Origin of the sequence: Paraburkholderia phytofirmans PsJN (genome assembly GCF_000020125.1) — a bacterium.
Classification (GTDB): domain Bacteria; phylum Pseudomonadota; class Gammaproteobacteria; order Burkholderiales; family Burkholderiaceae; genus Paraburkholderia; species Paraburkholderia phytofirmans.
In genome coordinates this window covers 477176-501847 of sequence record NC_010676.1, presented here as the reverse complement: position 1 = coordinate 501847, position 24672 = coordinate 477176, and the positions used below count along the sequence as shown (strand labels likewise).

At 63.8% G+C, this 24672-nt stretch carries 24 protein-coding genes; 12 read left to right on the top strand and 12 right to left on the bottom strand.

The genetic code is table 11. The features are described from left to right. The first annotated feature begins 8 nt into the window (after positions 1–8). The 5 genes from BPHYT_RS22045 to BPHYT_RS22025 all read left to right on the top strand — a co-directional run bounded on the left by BPHYT_RS22045 (position 9) and on the right by BPHYT_RS22025 (position 5653). Positions 9–947 carry an ABC transporter permease subunit gene (locus tag BPHYT_RS22045; protein WP_012426329.1) on the top strand — a complete coding sequence of 313 codons (939 nt, stop codon included), beginning with the start codon at positions 9–11 and terminating at the stop codon, positions 945–947. A 3-nt stretch (positions 948–950) separates the two neighbouring features. Continuing rightward, a complete protein-coding gene (locus BPHYT_RS22040; RefSeq protein WP_012426328.1) occupies positions 951–1865 on the top strand; it encodes an ABC transporter permease in 915 nt (304 codons plus the stop codon). 1 nt (position 1866) lies between these two features. Next, positions 1867–2865, top strand: coding sequence for an ABC transporter ATP-binding protein (locus BPHYT_RS22035; RefSeq protein WP_012426327.1), 999 nt, complete (start codon positions 1867–1869; stop codon positions 2863–2865). Then, the gene (locus tag BPHYT_RS22030; protein ID WP_012426326.1) at positions 2862–3887 is read left to right on the top strand and encodes an ABC transporter ATP-binding protein; all 1026 of its coding nucleotides are present in this window, start codon (positions 2862–2864) and stop codon (positions 3885–3887) included. Before BPHYT_RS22035 ends, BPHYT_RS22030 begins: the two co-directional genes overlap by 4 nt. Positions 3888–4063: 176 nt before the next feature. After that, on the top strand, positions 4064–5653 hold the full coding sequence (locus BPHYT_RS22025; RefSeq protein ID WP_012426325.1) for an OprD family outer membrane porin: 1590 nt from the start codon (positions 4064–4066) through the stop codon (positions 5651–5653). A 51-nt stretch (positions 5654–5704) separates the two neighbouring features. On the opposite strand, the gene BPHYT_RS22020 is transcribed toward BPHYT_RS22025, so the two are convergent. Continuing rightward, a complete protein-coding gene (locus BPHYT_RS22020; protein ID WP_012426324.1) occupies positions 5705–6583 on the bottom strand; it encodes an IclR family transcriptional regulator in 879 nt (292 codons plus the stop codon). A gap of 303 nt (positions 6584–6886) precedes the next feature. On the opposite strand from BPHYT_RS22020, the gene BPHYT_RS22015 reads away from it, so the two are divergent. The 7 genes from BPHYT_RS22015 to BPHYT_RS21985 are packed head-to-tail and all read left to right on the top strand — an operon-like array spanning position 6887 to position 13734. Continuing rightward, positions 6887–7978 (top strand): ABC transporter ATP-binding protein, encoded by a 1092-nt coding sequence (locus BPHYT_RS22015; protein ID WP_012426323.1) that lies wholly within the window; start codon positions 6887–6889, stop codon positions 7976–7978. Next, positions 7971–8885 (top strand): ABC transporter permease, encoded by a 915-nt coding sequence (locus BPHYT_RS22010; protein ID WP_012426322.1) that lies wholly within the window; start codon positions 7971–7973, stop codon positions 8883–8885. The genes BPHYT_RS22015 and BPHYT_RS22010 overlap by 8 nt, the downstream gene beginning before the upstream one ends. A 39-nt stretch (positions 8886–8924) precedes the next feature. Continuing rightward, entirely contained in the window at positions 8925–9719 is a 795-nt protein-coding gene (locus BPHYT_RS22005) for an ABC transporter permease (RefSeq protein ID WP_012426321.1), read from the top strand. Beyond that, complete coding sequence (locus BPHYT_RS22000) at positions 9719–10105, top strand: (2Fe-2S)-binding protein (RefSeq protein ID WP_012426320.1); 387 nt, start codon at positions 9719–9721, stop codon at positions 10103–10105. The genes BPHYT_RS22005 and BPHYT_RS22000 overlap by 1 nt, the downstream gene beginning before the upstream one ends. After that, complete coding sequence (locus tag BPHYT_RS21995; protein ID WP_012426319.1) at positions 10102–11535, top strand: FAD/NAD(P)-dependent oxidoreductase; 1434 nt, start codon at positions 10102–10104, stop codon at positions 11533–11535. The genes BPHYT_RS22000 and BPHYT_RS21995 overlap by 4 nt, the downstream gene beginning before the upstream one ends. Then, a complete protein-coding gene (locus BPHYT_RS21990) occupies positions 11528–12655 on the top strand; it encodes an NAD(P)/FAD-dependent oxidoreductase (RefSeq protein WP_012426318.1) in 1128 nt (375 codons plus the stop codon). The genes BPHYT_RS21995 and BPHYT_RS21990 overlap by 8 nt, the downstream gene beginning before the upstream one ends. Before the next feature lie 32 nt (positions 12656–12687). Next, the gene (locus BPHYT_RS21985) at positions 12688–13734 is read left to right on the top strand and encodes an ABC transporter substrate-binding protein (protein ID WP_012426317.1); all 1047 of its coding nucleotides are present in this window, start codon (positions 12688–12690) and stop codon (positions 13732–13734) included. Between the two features lie 86 nt (positions 13735–13820). Here BPHYT_RS21985 and BPHYT_RS21980 read toward each other — a convergent pair whose 3' ends face one another. The 11 genes from BPHYT_RS21980 to BPHYT_RS21930 all read right to left on the bottom strand — a co-directional run bounded on the left by BPHYT_RS21980 (position 13821) and on the right by BPHYT_RS21930 (position 24582). After that, positions 13821–14120, bottom strand: coding sequence for a hypothetical protein (locus BPHYT_RS21980; protein WP_012426316.1), 300 nt, complete (start codon positions 14118–14120; stop codon positions 13821–13823). A gap of 67 nt (positions 14121–14187) precedes the next feature. Then, positions 14188–15123 (bottom strand): 2-dehydropantoate 2-reductase, encoded by a 936-nt coding sequence (panE, locus tag BPHYT_RS21975; protein ID WP_012426315.1) that lies wholly within the window; start codon positions 15121–15123, stop codon positions 14188–14190. Between the two features lie 219 nt (positions 15124–15342). Further along, positions 15343–16308 (bottom strand): nucleoside hydrolase, encoded by a 966-nt coding sequence (locus BPHYT_RS21970; RefSeq protein WP_012426314.1) that lies wholly within the window; start codon positions 16306–16308, stop codon positions 15343–15345. Then, positions 16305–16694, bottom strand: a complete 390-nt coding sequence (locus tag BPHYT_RS21965) for a cytidine deaminase (protein WP_012426313.1) — start codon at positions 16692–16694, stop codon at positions 16305–16307. The genes BPHYT_RS21970 and BPHYT_RS21965 overlap by 4 nt, the downstream gene beginning before the upstream one ends. A 15-nt stretch (positions 16695–16709) precedes the next feature. Further along, the gene (locus tag BPHYT_RS21960; protein WP_012426312.1) at positions 16710–17987 is read right to left on the bottom strand and encodes a NupC/NupG family nucleoside CNT transporter; all 1278 of its coding nucleotides are present in this window, start codon (positions 17985–17987) and stop codon (positions 16710–16712) included. Between the two features lie 196 nt (positions 17988–18183). Continuing rightward, on the bottom strand, positions 18184–19371 hold the full coding sequence (locus BPHYT_RS21955) for a thiolase family protein (RefSeq protein WP_012426311.1): 1188 nt from the start codon (positions 19369–19371) through the stop codon (positions 18184–18186). Between the two features lie 70 nt (positions 19372–19441). Continuing rightward, positions 19442–20875, bottom strand: coding sequence for an efflux transporter outer membrane subunit (locus tag BPHYT_RS21950; RefSeq protein ID WP_012426310.1), 1434 nt, complete (start codon positions 20873–20875; stop codon positions 19442–19444). Between the two features lie 10 nt (positions 20876–20885). Then, positions 20886–22457 (bottom strand): DHA2 family efflux MFS transporter permease subunit, encoded by a 1572-nt coding sequence (locus tag BPHYT_RS21945; protein ID WP_012426309.1) that lies wholly within the window; start codon positions 22455–22457, stop codon positions 20886–20888. Positions 22458–22464: 7 nt separating this feature from the next. After that, complete coding sequence (locus BPHYT_RS21940; RefSeq protein WP_012426308.1) at positions 22465–23565, bottom strand: HlyD family secretion protein; 1101 nt, start codon at positions 23563–23565, stop codon at positions 22465–22467. A 90-nt stretch (positions 23566–23655) separates the two neighbouring features. Beyond that, entirely contained in the window at positions 23656–24078 is a 423-nt protein-coding gene (locus tag BPHYT_RS21935) for a MarR family winged helix-turn-helix transcriptional regulator (protein ID WP_012426307.1), read from the bottom strand. A gap of 81 nt (positions 24079–24159) precedes the next feature. Next, entirely contained in the window at positions 24160–24582 is a 423-nt protein-coding gene (locus BPHYT_RS21930) for a MarR family winged helix-turn-helix transcriptional regulator (protein WP_012426306.1), read from the bottom strand. Between the last annotated feature and the right edge of the window lie 90 nt (positions 24583–24672).

Here is a 24672-nt window from a genome sequence, read left to right as displayed (position 1 = left end):
GCACCGTCATGCTGGCCTATACGCTGCGCCGCACGCTCTGGGCGATCCCGACGATTCTCGCCGTGATCACCGCGTGCTATCTGCTGCTGCATCTCACCCCGGGTGGCCCGTTCGACACCGAGAAGCAACTCTCGGCCGCCGTGCTCGCGAACCTGAACGCCAAGTATCACCTCGACGAACCGTTGTGGCTGCAGTACCTCCACTACCTCGGCTCGCTGCTGCACGGCGACCTCGGGCCGTCGTTCCGCTACGCCGACTGGTCGGTCAACGATCTGGTGTGGAAAGCACTGCCGGTGAGCCTCGGCGTGGGCGGCGTGTCGGTGCCGATCGCGCTCGTAATCGGCGTCGCGCTCGGCACGGTGGCCGCGGTGCGGCGCGACCGCTTCGTCGATCACTTCGTGATGGTGCTCGGCAATCTCGGCAACGTGGTGCCGCCCTTCGTGCTGGGACCGGTGCTGGTGTGGATCTTCGCGATCCTGCTGAAAACGTCCGAAGGGCACGGCTGGCTGCCGGCCGGCGGCTGGGGCGAAGGCGAATGGCGCTATCGCGTGCTGCCGATCGTGCTGCTCACCATCATCAACGTCGCAGCGATTGCGCGTGTGATGCGCGGCAGCATGATCGAAGTGCTGTCGGGCAACTTCATCCGCACCGCACGCGCCAAGGGTTTGCCGGGCCGCACGATCGTGTTGCGTCACGCGATGAAGCCGGCGCTGATGCCGGTCGTCTCGCTGCTTGGCTCGATCTGCATCTCGTCGATCACCGCGGCGGTGGTCACCGAATCGGTGTTCGCGCTGCCGGGCCTCGGCCAACTGGTCGTCAACGGTGCAATCAATCGCGACTACACCCTCGTGCTCGGCCTCGTCGTGCTGACGACCGCGGTCGCCGTGCTCTTCAATCTGCTGGTCGACCTCGCGTATGCGTGGCTCGATCCGCGCATCCGGTACTGATCCATGCCCCGCTCAATTCAATCGACTGCCGCGGCGCTCGATCCGCTCGCGGCCATCGCCAGGGCGCCGCGCTCACGCGGCCCGCTCGCCACCGCCGCGTGGCGCTTCGTGCGCAACCGCGCCGCATTCGCGGGCTTCGTCGTGCTGATGCTGATCGTGATCGCGTGCGTGGCGGGTCCGTGGCTGCTGCCGAACAATCCCATCGACAGCGACTGGAGCGCGATCAGCCTGCCGCCGACGCTGCAAAACATGCATTGGTTCGGCACCGACGAACTCGGCCGCGATCTGCTCGCGCGCACTTTGCAAGGCGGGCGCGTGTCGCTCGAAGTCGGTCTGCTCGGCACGCTGGTGTCGGGCCTGATCGGGGTCGCGTATGGCGCGACAGCGGGCTATCTCGGCGGACGCGTCGACGCGGTGATGATGCGCATCGTCGACATGATGTACGCGATTCCCTACATGCTGATCGCCATCCTGATGATGACGATGTTCGGCCGCGCTTTCTATCTGGTCGTGCTTACTATCAGCGCGTTTTCGTGGCTCGACATGGCGCGCGTGGTGCGCGGCCAGACGCTGTCGTTGCGCTCGCGCGAATTCATCGACGCGGCGCGAGCGATCGGCGTGAGTTCGGGCTCGATCATCGCGCGTCACATCGTGCCGAATCTGTTCGGCGTGGTCGTGGTGTACGCGAGTGTGACGGTGCCGAACATCGTGCTGACGGAATCGGTGCTGTCGTTTCTCGGCCTCGGCGTGCAGGAGCCGATGACGAGTTGGGGCGTGCTGATTCAGGACGGCGCGCAGAAGCTCGAATCGATGCCGTGGCTGCTGCTGTGCCCGGCCGTGATGCTGTGCGTGACGCTGTATTGCGTGAATTTCGTCGGCGATGGTTTGCGCGACGCATTCGATCCGAAGGACCGCTGACATGCCGCTACTCGAAGTCAAAGACCTCAGCGTGCGCTTTACGCGCCGCGAAGGCGCACCCGTCGACGCGGTGCAAGGCGTGTCGTTTTCGCTCGAGGCCGGCCGCACGCTCGGCATAGTAGGCGAATCGGGCTCAGGCAAGAGCCAGACCGTAATGGCGCTTCTTGGCCTTCTGGCCGGCAACGGCAAGGTATCGGGCAGCGCGACTTATCGCGGCGAAAACCTGCTGACCATGAACGAAGCCTCGCTGAACAAGATTCGCGGCGACCGCATCGGCATGATCTTTCAGGACCCGATGACCTCGCTGAATCCGTTCCTGACGATCGAACGGCAGATGACCGAGACGCTGCAACTGCATCGCAAGATGTCGCGCCGCGAAGCGCGCCGCCGCGCCATTGAAACGCTGGAATCGGTGCGCATTCCCGATGCCGCGCGCCGGATCGGCATGTACCCGCACGAGTTTTCGGGCGGCATGCGTCAGCGCGTGATGATCGCCATGGCGCTGCTCTCCGAGCCCGAAATCCTGATTGCCGACGAACCCACCACCGCGCTCGACGTCACCGTGCAGGCGCAGATCATCGAGCTGCTGCGCGAACTGAATCGCGAACGCGGCACGGCGATCATTCTGATCACGCACGACATGGGCGTCGTGGCCGGCCTGTGCGACGACGTGATGGTGATGTACGCGGGCCAGACCGTCGAGCAGGCGAGCGCCGCCGCGCTGTTCGCCGCGCCGACGCACCCGTACACGCTCGGCCTGCTGAACGCGCTGCCGCGCCTCACTGACGATGACGACGACCGTCCGCTGCAAACCATTCCAGGCAATCCGCCGCTGCCCGGCGAAGTCGGTGCGGGTTGTGCCTTCGCGCCGCGCTGTGGGTATTGCACCGAACGTTGCCGTGAATCGCGGCCGCCGCTTGCCGCCTCTGCTGATCACGTCGACGCGCTGCGCGCCTGCCATCGCCCAGTGGGTGAAATTCTCGAGGCACAACACGTATGAACACCACTTCGCTTGCAAATCAGGACGCGGCAACGTTGCTGCGCGTCGACAATCTCAAGGTGCAATTCGGCGTGCCGCGCGGCGGCTTTCCATGGTCCGGCAAAGCGACGCTGCGCGCGGTGGACGGCGTGTCGTTCAACGTGCGGCGCGGCGAAACCGTGGGACTCGTCGGTGAATCGGGTTGCGGCAAGTCGACGCTTGCGCGCGCGATCATCGGCCTCGCGCCGGTCGCGAGCGGCAGCGTGCGCTGGCTCGGCGACGAAACCGTGCTGCCCGGCGCACGCCGCAATACCTCGCGTTTGCGCCGCGACGTGCAGATGATTTTCCAGGACCCGCTCGCCTCGCTCGATCCGCGCATGACGATCGAACAGATCGTTTCCGAACCGTTGACGACGCACGGCCAGGATGTCGCCCGTGCCGATGTACAGCGGCGCGTGCTCACCATGCTCGAACGTGTCGGCCTCAACGCGCAGCATCTGCGCCGTTACCCGCACGAGTTTTCCGGCGGCCAGTGTCAGCGCGTCGGCATTGCGCGCGCGCTGATCGGCGAACCGCAACTGGTGATCTGCGACGAGCCGGTGTCCGCGCTCGACGTGTCGATCCAGGCGCAGATCGTCAACCTGCTGCGCGATCTGCAACGCGAACTGTCGCTCTCGCTTCTGTTCGTCGCGCACGATCTGGCCGTGGTGAAAGCAATCAGCCACCGCGTGCTGGTGATGTATCTGGGTCGCGTGATGGAATTCGGCGACAAGCGCGAGGTGTACGGCACGCCGCGCCATCCGTACACGCGGGCGTTGCTCTCGGCCGTGCCGGTGCCCGATCCGGTGGTGGAGCGCGCGCGCCGCCATTTGCTGTTGCGCGGCGAAATTGCCTCGCCGCTCAATCCGCCTTCCGGCTGCGCGTTTCGCACGCGCTGCCCGGATGCAATCGACGCCTGTGCCCGGGAGATTCCGCAACCCGTCACGCACGGCGCGAGGGCGACACGGGTCGCGTGTATTCGCGTGGAAGACACCGTGAGGTAAGTGCCGCCGAGGCACCGCCTGCACACCGAAAGATCCGAAAGATTAAACCGTATTCCCGGCGCGGCGGGCCGTCGCGCCGCTGGATTCGTTCGTCCTGCCAACCGCGGAACGAGCGATAAGCATGGACTGGCTAACCGCCAGCCAAAGATTCACCACAATAATCAGAGACGTACTTAATGAAAGATACCCGATCAAAAAACCGGTCAAAAAAAACCGGAGCAGCAACGTTCTTTTACTGCGCATTCACGCTTCCCGCACTGACATTGGCTGCAAACGCGTATGCCGACGACGGCGTCACGGAGCCCACCTCCGAGGCGTCTAAAACTCAAACGGTCGCGCAAACGTTGTCGTCCCCCGCGCAACTCGCACAGACCGCGCAGCCCACAACCACGCAGCAAAACAACTCGTCCAGCAAGCGTCGCGCTGAACAAGGCGGCCAGGTGCGTAACGACCAGCCCGACACCACGAACGCCATCGTCAACGCAGAGGCCAGCCAGACAGTCACGCCGCCCGCGCCGCCGTCGAGCCAGGCGGCGAGCAAGGGTTTTATCGCGGACAGCCATCTGAATCTGCAGTTTCGCAACTACTCCGACTACTTCCAGGCACCCAACACGATCTACCGTCACGCGTGGGTCCAAGGCGCGCAGGCCAACTTTGAATCCGGCTACACGCAAGGACTGATCGGCTTCGGCATCGATGCGTCGCTGTTCGGCGCGCTCAAGCTCGACGGCGGCAACGGCGCGGGCAACATGGTGCACGTGGGCAAGGACGGCGGCGGTTCGCAGCAACTCGCGTGGGCGTATCCCGGCATGTACGACATCAAAGGACGCATTTCGGAAACAGTCGTGAAGTACGGCTTGCAGGACGTGACGAACCCGTTCCTCGAACCGCACGACAACCGCGCGTTGCCGCCGACCTTCCTCGGCGTCTCGATGGTCAGCAACGATCTCGCGCACACTGAGCTTCAGGCCGGCAGCTTCACCAAAGTCGACGCGCGCGGCCACACCAACCTGACCAATCTCACCACCTCGTACGGCGGCACGCGGATCGATCGCCTCACGTATGTGGGCGGCACGTGGCACTACGCGAAGAACGGCGAGATGGCGCTGTACGTCGATCAGGCCGACGACGTCTGGCGTCAGTACTACGGTTCTGTTGCGCAATCGTTCGGCGATCCGACCACCATCAAGTGGAGCGGTCTCGCCAACATCTACTCGACGCACGACACCGGCGCGTCGCGTCAGGGGCACATCAACAGCAATGCGTACAGCGTGTCGGTCTCCGCGCAGCACGGCCCGCATGCGCTGCTGCTCGGCTACCAGCAGGTGCTCGGCGACCAGTTCTTCGACTACGTCAACGAGACCAACGGTATCTACCTGACCAACTCGATGGACGTGGACTACAACGCGCCACACGAACAGTCGCTGCAATTGCGCTATACGTTCGACGGCAAATACGCCGGCGTGCCCGGGCTCAAGGCGATGTTCTGGGGGCAATACGGTTGGGGCGCGGATGCGTCGGCGGGTGCGGCGGAGAATGCCTCGCCTTCGGCGCCGCTGCATGATCTGTACTGGAAGAACGGCGAGCCGGTGCATGGCCACCATCACGAGTTCGGTTTCATTCCGAGCTACACGCTGCAAAGCGGACGCTTCAAGGACACGAAGGTTACGTTCATCGCGATGTGGCACAACAGCCAGTATCACTACTCGGACGGCAACAATATGGAGTACCGGCTGGTCGTGAATGTGCCGGTGAAGGTGTTCTAAGCGGATCGAGGCGGCACGGTTTGCGCGCTGCCTCGTTCGTCGCGCATGCGTTCAGCCGGTGATCCGCTCAGTGGTCATCGCTCGCGATAAGCCATGCATCGGCCGGCGCAACGCGACATCGAAAGGATTGGTTTGCGGGCCGATCGCATCGGCCTGCCGCCGCAGCAATTCGACCACCATCGGCAGACGATCGTCGCCGAGACGCGCGGCCAGCGTGCCGACGCTCAACGCCGCCACCGCCACGCCCGTGCGGTCCAGAATCGGCACCGCCACGCCCGCCATACCATCGAGCACGCCGCTATTGCGGCCCGCGTAGCCCAACTGGCGCACGCGTTCGATCTCGGTGCGCAAATACACTTCGTCGAGCACGCCGTAGCCGCGAATGCGCGGCACGTTGAAGCGGATGATCTCTTCGCGCTCCGCCTCGGGCAAAAACGCGAGAATCGCCAGACTGCCCTGCCCGACTCCCAGAGCCACGCGCCCGCCGATATCGCCGGTGAACGAGCGGATCGGAAACGGCCCCTCGCAGATGTCGAGGCACACCGCGTCGAAACTGCTTTTGACGAGCAGAAAGATCGTATCGCCGAGACTCGCGCACAGACGCAATAACGCAGGACGGCATAGCGTGCGCATGCCGCTCGGATTGCCGGCCTGCGCCGCGAGCGCGAAAAAATCCACACTTAGCCGGTACAGCTTGGAGCTTTCGTCCTGCTCGACGATGCCCTCCGCGATCAGCGCATGCAGGATGCGATGCACGGTGCCCTGTGTCAGCCCGACCGCTTTCGCGAGACGCGTGACGCGTCCGCCGTCCGGTTGCGCTTCGGACAATGCGCGGATGACCGCGAACGCACGCTCCAACATGCCGGGGCCGGGAGCGCTGCCTGTGTCTGCGGTGTCGGGGTGAGTATCTCGTTTGGCGGCAGGATTCATTTCAATGGCTTCGGATTATTTCACTGATCGGAACACTATAAAGTGTTTTATCCGTCAGCGGAATCATGATCGCGTTCCCGAGTGCCAACGTTGTGCCGATAATTCATAGGGATTTTCCGGAGGTCATGCAGCGGAACACTCGCCATCGGTTTCAACAAATACATTTCGTTTAGCGGAATTTTTTCGAATCTTATACCGTTAAACGGAATTTGAAATTGACTGACGGTAATTTGGCTAGCTAGAGTCGGCGTCATCGAGGCAGTAGTCGGTTGAACCGGTGTCGAACCATCCAAAGGCCAGATCATGTCGTTCCTCACACTCACGGACGTAACGAAATCGTTCGGCGATCTGCAGGCAGTCGCCGACGTGAACCTGTCGGTGGAAAAAGGCGAGTTCGTTTCGTTGCTCGGGCCGTCCGGCTGCGGCAAGACCACGACCTTGCAGATGATCGCGGGCTTCGTCGAGACGACGCACGGACGCATCACGCTCGACGGCCGCGACATCACGCACATGAAACCGAACAAGCGTGGTCTCGGCATCGTGTTCCAGAGCTACGCGCTGTTTCCGCACATGAGCGTCGCGGACAACGTCGGCTTCGGGCTGGAGATGCGCAACATCGACAAGGCCGAGCGCAAGGAGCGTATTCGCGAAGCGCTGTCGCTGGTGCGCCTCGATACGCTCGCGCATCGCTTTCCGCGCGAACTCTCCGGCGGTCAGCGTCAACGGGTGGCGCTTGCCCGCGCCATTGTGATCGCGCCGCCGGTGCTGCTGCTCGACGAACCGATGTCCAATCTCGACGCCAAACTGCGCGAAGACATGCAGTTCGAACTACGCGGCATTCAACGCAAGATCGGCACGACCACCATCATGGTGACGCACGATCAATCCGAAGCGCTGTCGATCAGCGATCGCGTGGTGGTGATGGAAGCCGGCCGCATTACGCAGATCGACACGCCGTACGAAGCGTACGAGCGCCCGGAAAATCGGTTCGTCTCGCAGTTCATCGGCAAGGCCAACATGCTGCCGGGCACCGTGGTGGCGCGCGACGGCGACGCGATCCGCATCGACCTAGGCCACGATCTCGCCGAGACGGGACACACGGCGCAATTGCCGGCGCGCGAGCGCGTGGTCGGCGTCGGCGACGCGGTGACCTTGTGCATCCGTCCGGAAAAATTGCGGCTGTGCGCACCGAACGCGGGACGTGTGCCGGCCACCGTGACGAGCCGCTTCTTTCTCGGCAGTCAATGGCTGTACCGATTGGACAGCCGCCTTGGCGAAGTGCTGGTGTGCTGCCAGAACGAAGGCACGGAACCGCTGCCCGAAGGCGCGACGGTCGGCGTCGACTGGAACAGCGAGGCGATCCGCTTCATTCAACGGGACGCGCATCATGGCTAGTACGCTGCCCGCCGCCGACAATCCCGACATGAAATCCGGCAACGTCCGCCGCGCGCCATGGCACGCGTTTTTGCCGCTCTGGCTGATGTGCGCGCCGGCCTTTCTGCTGTTCGTGGCGCTCGTGCTTGTGCCGCTTCTGATGACGCTGGTGCTGACCTTCTATCGCTTCGATCCGGCCAGCGGACCGATCGCCGCGTTCCAGTTCGGCAATTACGCAGAAGTGCTGAGCTCGTCGTATTACCACACCATCTTTCTGCGCACCTTCGGCATTGCGTTTCTGGTGACGCTGCTGTGCATCGTAATCGGCACGCCGGAAGCGTACGTGCTCTCTCGAATGCGCGATCCGTATCGCTCGATGTTCCTGCTGGTGATTCTCGCGCCGCTGCTCGTTTCGGTGGTAGTGCGGGCGTTCGGCTGGAGCATGCTGCTCAACACCAACGGCCTCGTGAACCAGGCATTCGGTCTGGTCGGACTCGGGCCGTACAAACTCGAGTACACCACCTTCGCGATCGTCATCGCACTCGTGCACGTGATGCTGCCGTTCATGGTGATTCCAGTGTGGACCGCTTTGCAGAAGCTCGACCCGCAAACGGAAAACGCCGCGCTGTCGCTGATGGCGTCGCCCGCCACCACGCTGCGCCGCATCGTTCTGCCGCAACTGACGCCGGGCATTCTGTCGGGCAGCCTGATGGTGTTCGGCTTGTCGGCGAGCGCCTTCGCGATTCCCGGCCTGCTCGGCGGTCGACGCCTGAAAGTGGCCGCCACCGCCGTCTACGACGAATTCCTCGGCTCGCTGAACTGGCCGCTCGGGGCGACCATCGCGCTTCTGCTGCTGGTCGCGAATCTGATTGTGATGCTCACGTACTACCGGGTTCTGGAACGCAAGTACACCCGAAGCCTCGGTTAATTTATCGGCCCTCTCGTCAGCACATTCAGTGAAGTCATCATGAGAAAAAACGGCCCCATCGCGCTGATCTTCCACACGCTCGTGATTGCGTTCGTGCTCGCGCCGCTCGTGATCGTCGTGCTGGTCGCCTTCACGCCCGACGAAACGCTCACGCTACCCACGCACGGCGTCTCGTTGCGCTGGTTCCGCGCGATTCTCAATTACCCGGATTTCATCGGCGCGTTCTTCAACAGCCTGAAGCTGGCATTCGCTTCGGCGACGCTGTCGCTGATCGTGGCGCTGCCCGCCGCGCTCGCCATCGGCCGTGCGCGTTTTCCGGGGCGCAGCTTTCTCAACGGCCTGCTGCTGTCGCCGCTCGTGATTCCCGGCCTCGTACTCGGCATCGCACTGCTGCGCTTCTTCGCGCTGATCGGCGCAACCGGCTCGTTCGCGTGGCTCGTGCTTGCGCACATGATCATCATCACGCCGTTCGTGATGCGGCTCGTGCTGGCTTCGGTGAGCGGCCTCGACCGCAGCATCGAGCATGCCGCGCACTCGCTCGGCGCCGATCCGTGGACCACGTTTCGCCGCATCACTTTTCCGATGATTCTGCCGGGCATTACCGGCGGCTGGCTGCTGGCCTTCATCAACAGCTTCGACGAATTGACGATGTCGATCTTCGTCACCTCGCCGCAAACCGTCACGCTGCCGGTGCGCATGTACATGTACGCGACCGAATCGATCGATCCGATGATGGCCTCCGTCTCCGCGCTGGTGATCTTCATTACCGGTGGCGCGATGCTGCTGCTCGACCGCGTGTATGGCCTGAACCGCATTCTGATCGGCCAGCACTGATGTCTTCTTCCGACCACGCTCTCATGCCGTCCACGTTGCCGTCCACTCAAAATGCCGCATCGCAGTTCATCCGTTTGGCGGAAACGCGGCGTGAACCGCTGCACTTCTTTATCGACGGCCAGGAAGTCGCCGCACTGCAAGGCGATACGCTGCTGACAGCCGTGCTGATGCAGCAACGCCGCGTGCGCGAAAGCGAATTCAGCGGCGCGCCGCGCGCCGGCTTCTGCCTGATCGGCGCATGTCAGGACTGCTGGATGCGCACCGAAGACGGCAAACGCGTGCGCGCGTGCTCGACGCCCGTGACCGAAGGCATGCGCGTGCTCACCCGGATCGCTGCTGTAGTAACCAGTGCCGGCGCCGCGGACGAAAACGGAGAGGCCCGATGAGCGACGAACGCCGCATCGTGATCGTCGGCGCCGGGCCGGCGGGCGTACGCGCCGCCGAGACGCTGGTCGCGGCCGGCGTGAAGCCGATCGTGATCGACGAAAACGCGCGCTGGGGCGGCCAGATCTATCGGCAACCGCCGGCGAACGGCGGCTTCGAGCGCTCGAAAAAAACGCTCTACGGTTTCGAAGCGCACAAGGCCGAAGCCTTGCACTCGACCATGGCCGCGCTTCTGCCTCATCTCGACTATCGTCCCGACACGCTCGCGTGGGCCTGCGAAGCCGGTCGCCTCGATACCTTGCACGCGGGACGCGAACTGCGCGTGCCGTTCTCGCACCTGATCATTGCCAGCGGCGCGACTGACCGCGTGCTGCCGGTGCCGGGCTGGACTCTCCCCGGCGTCTACACGCTCGGCGCGGCCCAGGTCGCGCTGAAGGCGCAAGGCTGCGCGATCGGCCGACGCGTCGTGCTGGCCGGCACCGGACCGTTGTTATATCTCGTGGCGTATCAGTACGTGAAAGCGGGCGCGCAGGTCGTGGCCGTACTCGACACGAGTCCGTTCTCACAGCAGATCGCCGCGGCGCCGAAACTCGCGCGTCTGCCGGGCACGTTCGCCAAAGGTCTGTACTACGTCGGCTGGCTGAAAACGCATGGCGTGCGGATCGAGCGCGATGTGACGCTGGTGGGCATTCGCGGCGTGGATGGTGTGCAAGCGCTCGAATGGCGCGCTTCGCGTGAAGGCTCGCCGACCGAAACCATTGCATGCGACGCGGTCGGCGTGAGCTTCGGCCTGAAACCCGAAACGCAGCTCGCCGATCTCGCGGGCTGCCGCTTCCGTTTCGATGCGACCAACCGGTGCTGGCTGCCTGAAGTCGACCCGGCGGGACGCAGTTCCGTGCGCGGTCTCTATCTTGCCGGCGACGGCGCGGGCATCGCCGGCGCGGACGCCGCCGAACTGGCCGGCCGCCGCGCCGCGCTCGCTTTGCTCGACGACCTCGGCATCGCGCATCCGCGTGGTGCGGGCATGCCCGACGCGGCATCGATCGAGCGTAGTCTGAAACGTATCGCGGTGTTTCGCGAGGGCATCGAAACGGCTTTCGCGCCACCGGCCAACTGCGCGTCGCAATGGCCCGACGACATGACCGTGTGCCGCTGCGAAGAGATCGACGCGGGTACCTTGCGACGCTGCATTCGCGGCGGCGAAGCGAATGAGATCAACCGGCTGAAGGCGCTCACGCGCGTCGGCATGGGCCGCTGCCAGGGGCGCATGTGCGGCGAAGCCGCGCTCACTCTCCTCGCCGAGGAAACCGGCAAGCCGCTCGACGCAGTCGGCCGTTTGCGCAGCCAGCCGCCCGTCAAACCGATTCCGCTCGCGCCGGAAATGTATGCCGACGACCTCGCCGAAATTCCCGCGGAGGCGCGCGATGAGTAACACGCTGCATTACGACGTCGCGATTGCGGGCGGCGGCCTGGTCGGTTCATCGGCGGCATTGGCGCTCGCGAAGCGCGGCTTGCGCGTCGGCCTGTTCGAGCGGCGCTATTGCGGCGCGCAGGCAAGTGGCGTGAATTACGGCGGCGTGCGCTGTCAGGGACGGCCGGTCGAACAGATGCCGCTCGCCATTCGCGCACGGCGCATCTGGGACCGCTTGCCGGAGTTGATCGGCATCGACGGCGAGTTCACGGTGTCGGGACATTTGCGCCTCGCGCGTAGCGAAAGCGATCTCGCCGCGCTGCAGACGTGGGCCGACATGGCACGCGATTTTGGACTGCACGCGCAACTCGTCAGCGGCGCGGCGTTCCGCCAGCGCTACCCGTGGCTCGGGCCGGCGGCGGTAGGCGGCTCGCTGTGCGCGACCGACGGCCATGCGAACCCGCGGCTGGTGTCGCCCGCCTTCGCGCGCGCAGCGCGGGCCGCCGGTGCGGACGTGCGCGAGCAAACCGAACTCACCGACATTCATCACGACGGCACGCGTTTTCAACTGCGCGCCGGCGATCTGCGCGTCAGTGCCGACTGGCTCATCAATTCGGCGGGCGCGTGGGCGAATACGGTGGCCGGTTACTTCGGCGAAACCGCGCCGATGAAACCGATCTACCCGAACATGTGGGTCACCGAACCGCTGCCGCTTTTCATCACGCACAACCTGGGCGTGTACGGCGGCGGCATCTACGCGCGGCAAGTGGCGCGCGGCAATTGCGTGATCGGCGGCGGGCGCGGACATGGCGACGGCGAATACGGCCAGCCGTCGACGGACACCACGCGCGCCGTGATGCGCGACGCGTGCGCGCTGCTGCCCGCGCTGCGCGAGGCGCTGCTGATCCGTACGTGGAGCGGCGTGGAGGGCGAAACGCCCGACAGCAATCCGATCATCGGTGCGAGCCGTACCGTGCCGCGTCTGTTGCATGCATTCGGTTTTTCAGGCGGCGGCTTCCTGCTCGCGCCGGGCGTCGGCGAAGTGCTCGCCGATCTCGTCGCCGACGGCGCCACCGTCACGCCACTCGACGCTTTTTCGATTGGCCGTTTTGCTGCTGTCGCGACCTCACCGGTCGCTTAAGTTTTCGTATAGTGAACCTCAGGAGCCCCTCGATGAAACTGTTCAAGACGCTCGCGGCGCTGGCCGCATTATGTGCATTCGGCGCGGCCGCGCCGGCCTGGTCGCAAACCAAGACGATCTACATCGGCATGAATGGCGGCCCGATGGAGAAAGCTTATACGAGCCAGGTGCTGCCCGACTTCGAGAAGGCCAACAACGTGAAGGTGGTGGTGGTGCCGGGCACGTCGTCGGACATTCTCGCCAAGCTGCTCGCCAACAAGGCCAACCCGCAGATTCACGTGGTGTTTCTCGACGACGGCGTAATGGCGCGCGCGATCAGCATGGGCGTGTGCAAGAAGCTCGACGATGCGCCCGTGCTCAAGGAACTCTATCCGTTCGCGCGCATGAAGGACGACATGGGCGCGGGCGTGCAACTCGGCATGACCGGCATCGCGTACAACAAGAAGCTGTTCGCTGAAAAAGGCTGGGCGCCGCCGACCTCATGGATGGATTTCGCCGATCCGAAATACAAAGGCAAAGTGGTGTTCCAGTCGGCGTCGAGCAGTACCTTCGGGCTGCACGGCTTTCTCGCCATCAACCGCTTGATGGGCGGCAGCGAGCAGAACGTGGAACCGGGCTTCACGAAATGGGCAACCACGGTCGGCCCGAACGTGGTCGAGTACGTGCCGAATTCGGCGAAGATTTCCGAAATGGTCCAGACCGGCGAAGCGGGCCTGTTCCCGTTGACGCCGACCGCCGTGGGCGATCTGGCGGACAAGGGCATTCCGGTCGGCTATGTGAATCCGAAAGAAGGCCCGGTGCTGCTGCTGGTCGACCTGTGCGTGGTCAACAACAACCCCGATCCGCAACTGGCGCAGAAGCTCGCGCAATTCCTGCTGTCCGCGCCGGCGCAAACCAAGGCCGCGGAAGCCGGCCGTCAGATTCCCACCAACCGTCTTGCGAAGATGACGCCGCCGATGCAGCAGAGTCTCGGCAACATCGACGATCTGGTGCACAAGGTGACGGTCGTGGATTGGGATACGATCAACGCGCACCGCGCGCAGTGGGACACGCGCTGGAACCGGCAGATCGAGCGCTAGGCGCTGACCGATTGCGCATCAACGAAAACGCGCGCCATGCAACTGTGCAAGGCGCGCGTTTTCTATGTGTGAGCATGGCTGTCGTTCTAGAAAATCACCGACATCGCCACCGCAAGCCAGATCCCCGCCACGCCGGCAAGAAACAGATGCCGCGCAATGCGAATCCGGCTATCGCTGCCTTCGGGTTCGACAGGACTCGTGGCGACCCACGGCACGAGCCCGAGGCAACCGAAACCGATCAGCGCGAACACGAACACGAAGACGTCGGCGGCTCGCCACTGTATCGGCTCATACAAACCCCAGTAGCCGAGAAAGACGATGCCGATCGAGAAGATCGTGGCCGAAGCGGCACTGAGTGCGGGCACTGATCCGATGGGAGTCGGCATGCTTCACCTCTGAACGTTAGACTGTCCGCCATGCCTGCGAAGTCCCGATTCGTGCCCGTGGCATCTCTCAGGACGTGCGGGCCTGCCTCGCTTCATACGTCTTCAGATGACTATAGGCGATACGCAGCAACGACAAACCGTGCTCGCCCTTTTGCGCGTCGCCGCCGCGCGAAATCAGATCGCCGAGAATATGATCCGCCTCGGTATGCGAGTGATTTTCCACATCCCGCAACATGGACGCGGTGAGCGGCGAAGGCGTGAAGAGCGTTTGCGTGGCGCGTGCGTCGAAGTCCGGGCCCATGGTGAAGCCGTTGTGCTCGGCCACCGCGCGGCACTCGCCGAGCAGGTTCTCGATCACGCGCTTGCCGTCCGGCGCAGCCAGAATATCGCCGACCGAACCGCGCATCAAGCACGTGCCGCCCGCCAATGTGGCCAGGAACACCCACTTCTCCCACATGCGCAGCAAGATGTTGTCGCTGATCACGGCGTCGAAATTCGCATCGCCCATGGCTTCGGCGATTGCCTGAACACGTTCCGACGCGCCGCCGGCCTGTTCGCCGAACGTGATCGCGTGGGTGTCGTTAAGATGCACGATATGCTGCTCGGCATTGAGCGTGGCGGCGATTACGCATTGCCCGCCCAGCACGCGTGCGGCGCCGAACTTTTCGTTGAGCACCTCCATATGACGCATGCCGTTGAGCATCGGCAGAATCAGCGTCGACTCGCCGACGAGCGGCGCGAAGGAATCGATCGCGTCGTCGAGACTGAAGGCTTTGCAGCTCAGCAGCACGAGATCGAAGGGCTCGGCGCTGACGCCGGCGAGAATCGTCTGCGGATCGGGCAGCTTGAGATCGCCGCGTACGCTGCTGATGACAAGCCCGTCACGCTTGAGCTTTTCCGCCCGGCCGGGACGCACGAGGAAGGTCACGTCCTGGCCCGCCGCTGCGAGACGCCCGCCGAAATAGCCGCCTACGGCGCCCGCCCCTACTACTAGAATTCGCATCTTTGGCCTCTTGAGAGATTTCGATCACGCGCTTGCGTCCACGAGCCGGAGTTTCAGGGGGCGCGAATGCAGTGCGTGTGCAGAATGTAGCAAAGATTGAAGATCGGCACCGGCCAGGATTGCCGCGAACCGGTGTGTTGAGCGGCGTGTTGCATTGCACAGCGGCTTACCTCTGGTCAAATCAGGCAATGCCGCGAATGCGTCGGGTAAGCGTCTCTTTCACAGCGTGCCGCAAATGGTGCGCTCGTAAAGCGCCAGCATACCCGGCACGTCCACGCCGATACACACTTTGCAGTCCGGCCGGCTATCCCACGCCGGCGCGGGCACGGGCATGGTCGACGGCTTCTGGATGGTCTGGCCCACCGCGATGCCGTCCGTCAATACACGCACAGGGCCGCTGCGCGTTGTATAGAGATGTGGCGCCAGCACATACGCCACCGCCGACGAATCATGCACATAGATGCCCGCCAGCTGCGCACTTTGCTCGTGAAACGCCTCGTAGTGCCGCGACACTTCCCATACGAACTGACCGGCCGCGCCGCCGCGCTCGCGCAGCGACGCCAGATACTCGCGGCTCATGATGGTGGGCTGCGTGACGTCCAGCCCGACGATCGCCACCGGCCACGCCGCGCCGAACACGATGTCGGCGGCGTGCGGGTCCGCCAGGATATTGGCCTCCGCCGCGGGCGTGACGTTGCCGAGCACGCCGTCCGTGCCGAACGCGCCGCCCATGATCACCACCTGTTTGACGAGCGTGGCGATCTGCGGATCGTCGGCGAGCGCGAGCGCCAGGTTCGTGAGCGGGCCCACGGCGAGCAGCGTCACTTCGCCGGGATGCGCGCGCACCGTGTCGATGATGAAGCGGTGCGCGGGACGTGCATCGAGCGGGGCTTCGTCCGTTGTATCCAATGCGATATTGCCGAGCCCGTTGTCGCCGTGAATCCATGCGAGCGGCTCGGGCGCGGTGCGCTTGAGCGGCGCTGCCGCGCCTTGCGCGACCGGCACGCCGGCGGCGAACCGTCCGGCGAGAAAGCGCGCGTTGCGCGTGGTCGTTGCGATCGTGGCGTTGCCGAATACGCTCGTTAGACCGAGCAGTTCGATATCCGGATGCAGCGCCTGAAACACGAGCGCCATGGCATCGTCCACGCCCGGATCGGTGTCGTAGATGACCTTGTGCCTGCTCATAGATAGAACGCGTCCGGCAATTGTTCGCGCGCGGTGGTGTCGCGCGTGGCGCCATGCAGGTTACCGAGGCGAATCGGCAGTTCAGGGCCGCCCAGTTCGATAATCACCTGGCGGCACGCGCCGCACGGCGCGATCGGGCCGTCCGTATCGCCGATCACCGCGAGCGCGGCGAACTGGTCACGCTGATAACCCGCCGCAATCGCGCTGAAAAATGCGGTACGTTCCGCACAATTGCACAAACCGTACGAAGCGTTCTCGACGTTGCAGCCGTCGAACACCTGGCCGTCTTTGGTCAGCAACGCCGCGCCGACCTTGAATTTCGAATAAGGCGCATAGGCCTTTTCTCGCGCAACGCCCGCGCGTTCCAACAGTTGTTCCATATTCATCCAGCAATCCTCGATTCAATTCAGCGTAATGAACATGCCCGCAATCGTGGCGCTCATCAGGTTCGAGAGCGTCGCGGCGAGCACGACACGCAGGCCGTAACGCGCAACTTCGGCACGGCGTGCCGGCGCGACGGCGCTAAAGCCGCCCGTCAGCACCGCGATAGACGAGAAGTTCGCGAAGCCGCACAACGCAAACGACAGGATAGCAATGGTACGCGGATCGAGCGCCGCCAGACCGGCGGCGCTCACGCTCGCGGCGTCTTTCAGATACGGCGACAGCGACGCATAGGCGACGAACTCGTTGAGAATGACTTTCTGGCCGAGGAAATTGCCGGCAATCGTAGCCTCGTTCCAGGGCACGCCGATCAGATAAGCGAGCGGCGCGAATATCACGCCGAGCACCGATTGCATCGACAGTTGCGGATGACCGAACCAGCCGCCCACGCCGCCGACAATTCCGTTGAGCAACGCTATCAGCCCGACGAACGCGATCAGCATCGCACCGACCATCACCGCGATTTTGAGGCCGACGGTCGCGCCGGAACTCGCGGCTTCGATGATATTGGCGGGACGCTTCTCGTCGAAGTTGAGGTTCTCCAGATGCACACGGCTCGGTTCGGTGGAAGGGTGAATGATCTTCGCGAACAGCAAGCCGCCCGGCACCGCCATGAACGACGCCGCCAGCAGATACTCGATGCGCACGCCGAGGCCCGCATAACCCGCCAGCACCGAACCGGCGACAGCCGCCATGCCGCTCGACATCACCGCGAACAATTCCGCGCCAGTCATCTCGGCCGTGAACGGTTTGACGACGGCGGGCATTTCGCTCTGGCCGAGAAAAATCGTAGTGACCGCGGAAAACGATTCGATCTTCGACACGCCGAGCAGCTTCTGAAATACCGTGCCGAGCACGATCACGATCCAGCGCATCACGCCGAGGTAGTACAGCACGGAGATCAACGCGGTCACGAAGATGATGGCCGGCAGCACGCGCACGGCAAATACGAAACCACCGTCGCCGAAGACCTGGAACATCTTCGCTTGCACGAGCCCGCCGAACAGGAACTCGATGCCCGCGTTGCCGTAGCCAAGCACATGATTGACAGCGGAAGCCGCACCCGAAAGGATCGACTTGCCGAAGGGCACGAACAGAATGAATGCGCCAATGCCTATTTGCACGAGCAACGCGCTGATTACAGTCCGTAAGCGGATAGCGCGCCGATTGGTGGAAAAGATAAAAGCGATAAGCAGCAGTACCGCAATGCCGAGGATGTTTCTAACGATCAGTGCCATGTCTCGTGGTGTTCTTGTGAAAGTGGCAGTGATGCTAAACGAAACCGATGCCGGAATAAAACCTTTAAATATAGGCCCGCACTCTAGTGCCCATAAATGCGCCACGGTTGATGCGTCGCGCATTTCAGGGATTCGCGGCGAGGTGCATCGACATGTATTTCGCACGCCGACGCACCCTGCCGCTATCGCTTCAAACTCACAGCATTTCCAATGCCAACGCGATGCCCTGACCGCCGCCAATGCACAACGTCACGATGCCGCGTTTGATCCCATCGCGCTGCATCGAATGAAGCAGGCGCGTGGTCAGCACGGCGCCCGTTGCGCCGATCGGATGACCATGCGCGATTGCGCCGCCTCGCACGTTAATCAACTCGTCCGCAATGCCGAGTTTGCGCGCGACCGCGATCGGCACGGCGGCAAACGCTTCGTTGATCTCGAAACGCTCGACATCGTGCAGTTGCCAACCGGCTCGCGCCAATGCCATCTGCACCGCCGGAACGGGACCGAGGCCGAACATGCCGGGTTCGACCGCGGCGACGCCATACGACACGAGACGCGCGAGCGGCGCGATGCCGCGTGCTTCCGCGAAACCCCGCTCGGCCACCAGCATCGCGGCTGCGCCGCTGTTCAATCCGGGCGCGTTGCCCGCGGTGATCGTGCCGTCGGGGCGAAATGCCGGACGCAGTTTCGCGAGCGTTTCCACCGTGGTGTCGGGACGCGGTTGTTCATCGCGCGTGAAATGCTGCGGGCCTTTGCGCCCGGCTATTTCCACGCCAACCAGTTCGGCGTCGAAATCGCCGCGCGCCTGGGCTTCGCTGAAGCGCTGCTGCGAACGCGCGGCCCAACGGTCCTGAGTTTCACGCGTGATATCGAATTGCGCGACGAGGTCTTCCGTATGCCAACCCGAATGCTCGCCGGAAAACGCATCGTTAAGGCCGTCGCGCAACAGGCTGTCGTGGATCTGCGCGTTGCCCATGCGGTAGCCCCAGCGGCCGCCGTCGAGCAGATACGGCGCGCGGTCCATGTTTTCCATGCCGCCGGCCACGGCCGCGTCGCCCAAACCTAGCAGAATTTCCTGGGCCGCCGACGCGATCGCCTGCGCGCCCGAGCCGCATACGCGATTGACCGTCAACGCCGGCACGGCCACCGGCACACCGCCGCCGATCGACGCCTGGCGCGCCGCATTCATCTTGTTGCCGGCCTGAATCACATTGCCCATCACGACCGACGCCAACTCGGCCGCGTCGAGCCGGCTGCGGCGCAACGTCTCACGCACGGCGACCGCGCCGAGCGTAGTCGCGGGCACCTCCTTCAATGCCCCGCCGAACGCGCCGATCGGCGTTCTCACCGGATTGCAGATCACTACTTCTCGTTGATTCGCCATCGTTTCTCTCCAGTTGGTTCAACACCACATTGGTCATGCCCGTGCATCGGTCGATCGCGTGTTCAAGCGTTCAGTTGCTCGACGACACCGCCGTGACCGCGTCGGGCACATCCCAGCCGCCGCCGAGCGAGCGGTACAACGCGACCGCCGAGAGCGCATGCTCGCGCTTGGCCTGGTTCAAGGACTCCGCGTCACGCAGATACGCCTCCTGTGCGGTGAGCACATCGAGAAAATCCGCCGCGCCGCCCTTGTACAGTTCGCTCGACAAATGCAGCGCCTGGTTCGACGCATCGAGCGCGCCGCCGAGACGTTGCACCTGCACCGCGCCGCTCACCAGATCGCTGCGGTTGTCCTCGATTTCCTTCAGCGCTTGCAGCATGGTTTGCTGCAAACCGAGTTGCGATTCGCGCATGCGGCTTTCGCTCGCGTCGATATTCGCGGTGATGCGGCCCGCGTTGAAGATCGGGCTCGTCGCGTTCAAAGCCGCGCTGAAGAGGTTGTCGGTCAGCGTCGGCAAGCCGAGGTACGACGAGGCCAGCAGGCCGTCGGCGAGATTGAGCCGGAACTGCGGATAGCGCTGCGCTTTCGACACGCCCACTTCCGCTGCGCGCTGCTCGACCGTCGCGTACGCGGTACGCACATCGGGACGCTGCAGAAGCGCCTCCGAAGGCAGCATCTGCGGCACGCTTTGCGCGGGCACCGGAATATCGCGTGCGTTGGCGAGCAGCAGGCTGTCGACGCTCTCCGGCGTGCGCCCCGAATACACCGCGATCAGACTCAATTGATGCTGCACCGCAGATTGCACGCGCGGAATCTGCGCCTGCAAATCCTGGAGCTGGTTCTGCGCGCGCGCGACGTCGAGTTGCGTCGACAGCCCATAGTGCAGCCGCTGCTGCGTGAGCTTCAAAGCGCGTGCGCGGATCTGCTCGTTGTCGCTCAGAATCTGCAACTGCGATTGCGCCCAGCGCAGATCGATATACGCTGCGGCGGTATTCGCCGCGAGTGCGAGGCGCACCTCGTTCAATGCCGACTGGCGCCCCGACACCTGCGCCTGCGCCGCCAGCACGGCAAGACGTTCGCCGCCGAATACATCGGGCGTCCAGCTCGCCGTCAAGCCGACGCCGGCCTGGCGCACATAACCGAGCGGCGGCGGCGTGTTCTGACGCGAGTCGGACGCCGTCGCGCTCGCGTTCAACTCAGGCAGCAGCGCCGCGCGATTCTGCTTCGCCAGATCCTGCGCCTGCCTGACGCGCTCCACCGCTGCCTGCACATCGAGATTGCCGGTCAACACGGATTCGACCAGCTGATGCATGACCGGGTCGCCGAATTGGTCCCACCACGCGTTGGCGCTCACGCTGTCTTGCGGCGCGTCGACATTCCACGCGGCGGGCGCGACCGTCTTCACGGTTTGCGGCAAATCGGCGTGCGTTTCCGGTTGCACCGCGCACGCCGCGAGCGTCAGCAAGGCGGCGCTCGCCAGGACTTTGACAAGGATCGGTTTCATGTTGAGTTCCTCAATGGGCATCGGGCGGCGGTGCGGTGTTGCCGAACGGGCGCGAGAACAGCACGCTGAACAGCCCGACCAGGAAACACAGTGACAAGGCGAAGAAAGTGTCGGAGAACGTGAGCACGAGCGCTTCACGCATCAGCAACGCATGCAATTCACCGAGTCCGGCGTTGGCCGCGTTCAGCACGTTGCCGCCCACTGCGGCGAAATGCGCGCTTTGCTGCTGCAGGATCGACTCGACTACCGGACGGCCCACGTTCAGATGTTCATCGAGCCGCTCGTAGTGCAGGTTCAGGCGGTCGTTGAGCATCGTGCTGCTTACCGCAATGCCGATCGCGCCGCCGAGGTTACGCATCAGATTGAACAGGCCGCTGGCGGAACGCAGCCTCGACATCGGCAACGAACCCAGCGCCATCGTCACGATGGGTGGAATGCAGAACTGCTGGCCGATGCCGCGCAACGCCTGCGGAATCAGCAACTCGTGCCAGCCCCATTGATTGGTCAGCGGCACATACAGATAACAGCCGACGCCGAACAGCACGAGACCGAACACCAGCAAAATCCGCATGTCGATAAAGCGCGCGACCACCGAATACACCACCATCGCGACCAGTTGAAAACAGCCGACCGACAGCAACGCCACGCCGATCTGCAACGAATCGAAGCCACGCACACGAGACAGGAACACCGGCGTCAGAAACACCGCGCAGAAAATCCCGATCCCGGTGATGAACGACAGCAGACTGCCGATACCGAAGTTGCGGATCGCCAACGCACGCAAATCGACGATCGGTTCTTTTGCCGTGAACGCATGGACGAGGAACAGAAACCCGCAGATCGCGGTGATCCACGCGCACGTCAGGATCACGTGATCGCCGAACCAGTTCTTGCGCGGCCCTTCCTCCAGCACGTATTCGAGGCAACCCAGAAAACCGGACATAAGAAGGATGCCCAGGTAATCGCCTTTCTTCAGCAGCGACAAATCGACGTTGTCGAAGTGCACGTACTTCGGCACCAACAGCGTGACGGCGAGGCCCGGCACGAGGTTCAGATAGAACAGCCAGTGCCACGACCATTGCGACGTGATCCAGCCGCCGATCACCGGACCAATGGTCGGTGCGAGCGTGGCGAGCGCGCTGATGGTGGTCGAGGCGATCAGGCGCTGCTTGCCGGGGAACAGCACGAATGCGGTGGTGAACACCGTCGGGATCATCGCGGCGCCGAGCGCGCCCTGCAAGCCGCGGAACAGGATCATCGAGTTGATGTCCCACGCGAGACCGCACAGCATGCTGGTGACCGTGAAGCCGAGCGCGGAAAACGCGAACACCCAGCGCGTGGAAAACACTCGGGTGAGCCAGCCGGACATCGGGATCACCAGAATTTCAGCGATCAGATAGGAGGTCTGCACCCACGAGAGTTCGTCCTGGCTCGCGGACAAGCCGCCGCCGATGTCCTTGAGCGACGACGCCACGATCTGGATATCGAGCGTCGCCATGAAAAACCCGACGCACATCAACGTGAACGCCAGGACCTTGATTCGCGTCGGCAGGTCGGCGGGGTTGGCGAGAACTTGAGTCATGATCGGCTCATCCACGCGCCGGCGTGTCGCCGCTATCGAGATGCACTTTCACCGTGGCCGACAAGCCGGGGCGCAGCACGCCTTGCATGGACTTCGGCACATCGAGCCGCACACGCACCGGCACGCGCTGCACGATCTTCGTGAAGTTGCCAGTGGCGTTCTCCGCGGGCAGCACGCTGAACGTCGCGCCAGTGGCCGGCGCCAGACTTTCCACCACGCCGTGAATCGGCGTGCTCGATGCGTCGAGATCGACATCGACGCTGTCGCCGACGCGCATCTTCTTCAACTGATCTTCCTTGAAGTTGGCGTCGATCCACAATCCGCTCGACGGCACCACGGTCAGCAGCGATACGCCGGTGTTCGCCAGCAGGCCGACACGCGCCGTGCGATTGCCGACATAGCCGTCAATGGGCGAGCGAATCGTCGTGTACTCCACGTTCAGCGCCGCGACACGCTGGGCGGCCTGCGCGGTCGCGATGCGCGCCTCGGCGTCGCCGATCTGCGCGTCGAGCACGGCGATCTGACGTTGCGCCGCGATCAGTGCCGCGCTGCTGCGATCGACCGCCGCGTGCGCTTTGGTCAGATCGGCGTCCGCGCGTTCGACGACCTGATTCGATACCGCGTCGTCCTTCACCAGTTCGCGGTAGCGCGTCTGGTCCGCGGCGCTGCGCGTCAGTTCGGCGCCGGACGCGCGGACCTCGGCGGCCTGCTCGTTGATGGTGGCGAGCTGCAAGGACTTCTTCGCCTGCAGTTCGGTCACCGACGCTTGTGCGCTCTGCACTTCCGCCGTGGCCTGCGCGAGCCGCGCGTCGTAGTCGCGCGCATCCAGCCGGATCAGCACGTCGTTCGCGTGGACGAACTGGTTGTCGTGGACCAGCACGTCCGTAACGAAGCCGTTCACCTTCGGCGCCATCACGGTGACATCGCCGCCCACATAGGCATCGTCAGTCGTTTCGACGAAGCGGCCGACGAAGAACCAGTACGACGCCGCAAGCGCCAGCACGGCAAGGACCGTGATGACCGCGAGCAGCATCCACGGAATGCGACGTGCCGGTTTGGCGGTCTGCGCCGCGCTCGGCGGAGCGATTGTCGATGGAGTAGTGGACATGATGTCGATATGTGCGTATGCACTCGTTGCGTTGAAAAAAAAGCGCGCGGATCGCGCCGGCCGTGCGTCGCCGTAGCCGTAGCCGCGACTTCAGATTGAATCCCGTGTGATGGCGAACAACTCGCCTCGCAAGGCCGCCGCGCGCCGTTCGCCGAAACGATGCTCGAATTCGGCTTGCGCGGCATGCCAATGTTCACCGCCGGCCTTGAGACGCTCTTCGCCTGCCAGCGTGAGCGCGATCGTCAGCGCGCGCGCGTCGGCGCCGAGCGCCTCGCTCGACACCAGACCGTTGCGGCGCAGCGGCTGGATCGTTCGGACCAGGGTGGTGCGTTCCATGCGCATGGTTTCAGCCAGTTGCTTCATCGTCATGGGGCCGGTGCGTTTGAGCCGTCCCAGCAGCGAAAACTGCGTGATGGTCAGCCCGACATTCGCCAGGTGCCGGTCGTATATCTGCGAGACATAGCGCGCGGCCTGGCGGATGGCAAAGCAGTCGTCGTCGAAGAATCGTTCCATCGCTGCACTTCCTCGTTTGTGAGTGCGTATGCACATAAGCAGGCGGACCAATGCTCGCCGGAACGAGCGGGTACGCCTCAACTAGCCGGTGATGCTGAAGAGTTCGGCGCGCAGCGTTTTGGCTCGCGCGTGGCCGAACTTCTTTTCGAACTCGTCCTGCGCGGCGCGCCAGGCGATGGCAGCCTGATCGAACGTGGTTTCGCCCTTTTTCGTCAGGCTGAACAGGAATGTGCGGCCGTCGTGCTCCGCCGCTTCGGCCGCCACCAGACCGTCACGCTGCAACGGTTTCATGGCGCGAACCAGCGTGGTGCGTTCCATCACCATCGCGTCCGCCAGATCCACCATGGGCAGATTCGGCACGCGCGCGAGTTTGGCGAGAATCGTGAACTGCGCAGCCGTCAGGCCTACCTCGCCGAGGTGGCGTTCGTAGATTTGCGTGACGTGCCGGGCCGCCTGGCGCAGCGCGAAGCAGTTGCATTCGTCGTAGGAGATGGGACGGTTCATGTGGTGGAGTCTATATGTGCATACGCACAGCGTCAAGGCTGGTTGGTTTGAATACAGTGTTGCTGCATCTGCTCTTACGCCTGCACGGGC

Bases quoted from the DNA above. Each gene is read 5' to 3' on its own strand.
- BPHYT_RS22035 (WP_012426327.1), top strand. From the start codon at position 1,867: ATGCCGCTACTCGAAGTCAAAGACCTCAGCGTGCGCTTTACGCGCCGC.
- BPHYT_RS21970 (WP_012426314.1), bottom strand. From the start codon at position 16,308: ATGAGCAGGCACAAGGTCATCTACGACACCGATCCGGGCGTGGACGAT.
- BPHYT_RS21935 (WP_012426307.1), bottom strand. From the start codon at position 24,078: ATGGAACGATTCTTCGACGACGACTGCTTTGCCATCCGCCAGGCCGCG.
- BPHYT_RS22030 (WP_012426326.1), top strand. From the start codon at position 2,862: ATGAACACCACTTCGCTTGCAAATCAGGACGCGGCAACGTTGCTGCGC.
- BPHYT_RS21950 (WP_012426310.1), bottom strand. From the start codon at position 20,875: ATGAAACCGATCCTTGTCAAAGTCCTGGCGAGCGCCGCCTTGCTGACG.
- BPHYT_RS21990 (WP_012426318.1), top strand. From the start codon at position 11,528: ATGAGTAACACGCTGCATTACGACGTCGCGATTGCGGGCGGCGGCCTG.
- BPHYT_RS21930 (WP_012426306.1), bottom strand. From the start codon at position 24,582: ATGAACCGTCCCATCTCCTACGACGAATGCAACTGCTTCGCGCTGCGC.
- BPHYT_RS21960 (WP_012426312.1), bottom strand. From the start codon at position 17,987: ATGGCACTGATCGTTAGAAACATCCTCGGCATTGCGGTACTGCTGCTT.
- BPHYT_RS22000 (WP_012426320.1), top strand. From the start codon at position 9,719: ATGTCTTCTTCCGACCACGCTCTCATGCCGTCCACGTTGCCGTCCACT.
- BPHYT_RS22005 (WP_012426321.1), top strand. From the start codon at position 8,925: ATGAGAAAAAACGGCCCCATCGCGCTGATCTTCCACACGCTCGTGATT.
- BPHYT_RS21980 (WP_012426316.1), bottom strand. From the start codon at position 14,120: ATGCCGACTCCCATCGGATCAGTGCCCGCACTCAGTGCCGCTTCGGCC.
- BPHYT_RS22025 (WP_012426325.1), top strand. From the start codon at position 4,064: ATGAAAGATACCCGATCAAAAAACCGGTCAAAAAAAACCGGAGCAGCA.
- BPHYT_RS21945 (WP_012426309.1), bottom strand. From the start codon at position 22,457: ATGACTCAAGTTCTCGCCAACCCCGCCGACCTGCCGACGCGAATCAAG.
- BPHYT_RS21955 (WP_012426311.1), bottom strand. From the start codon at position 19,371: ATGGCGAATCAACGAGAAGTAGTGATCTGCAATCCGGTGAGAACGCCG.
- BPHYT_RS22045 (WP_012426329.1), top strand. From the start codon at position 9: ATGCTGGCCTATACGCTGCGCCGCACGCTCTGGGCGATCCCGACGATT.
- BPHYT_RS21985 (WP_012426317.1), top strand. From the start codon at position 12,688: ATGAAACTGTTCAAGACGCTCGCGGCGCTGGCCGCATTATGTGCATTC.
- panE (WP_012426315.1), bottom strand. From the start codon at position 15,123: ATGCGAATTCTAGTAGTAGGGGCGGGCGCCGTAGGCGGCTATTTCGGC.
- BPHYT_RS21965 (WP_012426313.1), bottom strand. From the start codon at position 16,694: ATGAATATGGAACAACTGTTGGAACGCGCGGGCGTTGCGCGAGAAAAG.
- BPHYT_RS22015 (WP_012426323.1), top strand. From the start codon at position 6,887: ATGTCGTTCCTCACACTCACGGACGTAACGAAATCGTTCGGCGATCTG.
- BPHYT_RS22020 (WP_012426324.1), bottom strand. From the start codon at position 6,583: ATGAATCCTGCCGCCAAACGAGATACTCACCCCGACACCGCAGACACA.
- BPHYT_RS21940 (WP_012426308.1), bottom strand. From the start codon at position 23,565: ATGTCCACTACTCCATCGACAATCGCTCCGCCGAGCGCGGCGCAGACC.
- BPHYT_RS21995 (WP_012426319.1), top strand. From the start codon at position 10,102: ATGAGCGACGAACGCCGCATCGTGATCGTCGGCGCCGGGCCGGCGGGC.
- BPHYT_RS22010 (WP_012426322.1), top strand. From the start codon at position 7,971: ATGGCTAGTACGCTGCCCGCCGCCGACAATCCCGACATGAAATCCGGC.
- BPHYT_RS22040 (WP_012426328.1), top strand. From the start codon at position 951: ATGCCCCGCTCAATTCAATCGACTGCCGCGGCGCTCGATCCGCTCGCG.